General features: G+C 68.1%; 1 protein-coding gene and 1 pseudogene. Both read right to left on the reverse strand.

Annotated elements, in window-relative coordinates; translation table 11 throughout:
• Window positions 1-128: 128 nt before the first annotated feature.
• Window positions 129-365, reverse strand: a pseudogene (locus BN11_RS22200) (integrase core domain-containing protein); the annotation flags it as partial.
• An 11-nt stretch (window positions 366-376) separates the two neighbouring features.
• On the reverse strand, window positions 377-1,231 hold an 855-nt coding region (locus BN11_RS20145; protein ID WP_157044426.1), incomplete at its 5' end, for an ISL3 family transposase.

Below are 1,231 nucleotides of genomic sequence, written 5' to 3' on the forward strand. Positions count from 1 at the left end.
CCCGACAACACCCGCTACCAACGCGAGAAAGAACTAGTACGAGGACTCATTGACCCTTGGCGTTCCACCAAATGACCGCCAGTGGGGCCTCAGAAGAATGGTTGAACCGCCCCGGTGAGTCGGGAGACTCAGTGGGTTGAGAGCTCCGGCTGCTGCTGGGCCTCGTGTTGAGCGTAGTAGGCGGTCTCGAGATCGACCGGCGGGATGTCGCCGCAGTACTCATAGAGCCGGCGGTGGTTGAACCAGTCGACCCACTCCGCGGTCGCGTACTCGACGGCGTCCAGGGTGCGCCACGGGCCGCGTGGTTTGATCAGCTCGGTCTTGTACAGGCCGTTGATCGTCTCGGCCAGAGCGTTGTCATACGATTAACGGCTCTTCACGGTTGAGCGTGGGTGAGGGTCGGTAGGCCGCCGACGATGAGGAGCATCCGGAGGCGGTAGTTGTCTCGGTTGCGCAGGCCTCGGGCGATGCGGCGGTGGAGCTCGATGAGCCCGTTGACAGCCTCGGTGCCGCCATTGGACGCGCCGTTGGTGTCGAAGTAGCCGAGGAACTCGCTACGCCATCGCTGCAACGTCGCGCCGAGGCGGGCGATCTCCGGGACTGGGCAGGTGTGCAGCGTCGCGACGATCTTCTCCGCGATGGCACGGCCGGCGGCGTGGCTGTCCTGGTGGTAGCCGGAGCGGACCTGTTGGGCACACCGCCAGGCGAGCTCGACCTCGAGGTGTTCGTCGTGGGCGGTGAACGCCGCGTGGAGCCGGGCACGTTGCCGGTCGGTGAGGTGCTCTTCGCCGGCGCGCAGGGTGTTCCGGATCCGGTACAGCGGGTCGTCCCGGCGGCCGCGGTGGCCTGTGGTGTCCTGCTGCACCCGGCGGCGCACGTCGTCGACTGCCTGGGTGGCGAGCTTGACGACGTGGAACGCATCGAGCACCGAGCGGGCGTCCTGGAGCTGGTCATCGATGGCGTTCTTGTACCCATGGAACGGGTCCAGGGTCGCGATCTCCACCCCGCTCCTGAAGCCCTCGCCGCGCTCGGCCAGCCAGGTCTTGTAGGTCTCACCGGAGCGGCCGGGCACCAGGTCCAGCAGCCGCGCCCGGACCCGGCCGTGCTCATCGCGGGTCAGGTCCACCATCCCGGTCAGCTCCTTCGGCCCCCGCCCGCCGTGCTCGACCGGCTTGGTGGACACGTGGTGCCAGTTGGGTCGGCCCGGGGCGCGGTGCCCGGATTGCTCGGG

It is taken from the genome of Nostocoides australiense Ben110 (assembly GCF_001050535.1).
Taxonomy (GTDB): Bacteria; Actinomycetota; Actinomycetes; order Actinomycetales; family Dermatophilaceae; genus Nostocoides_A; species Nostocoides_A australiense.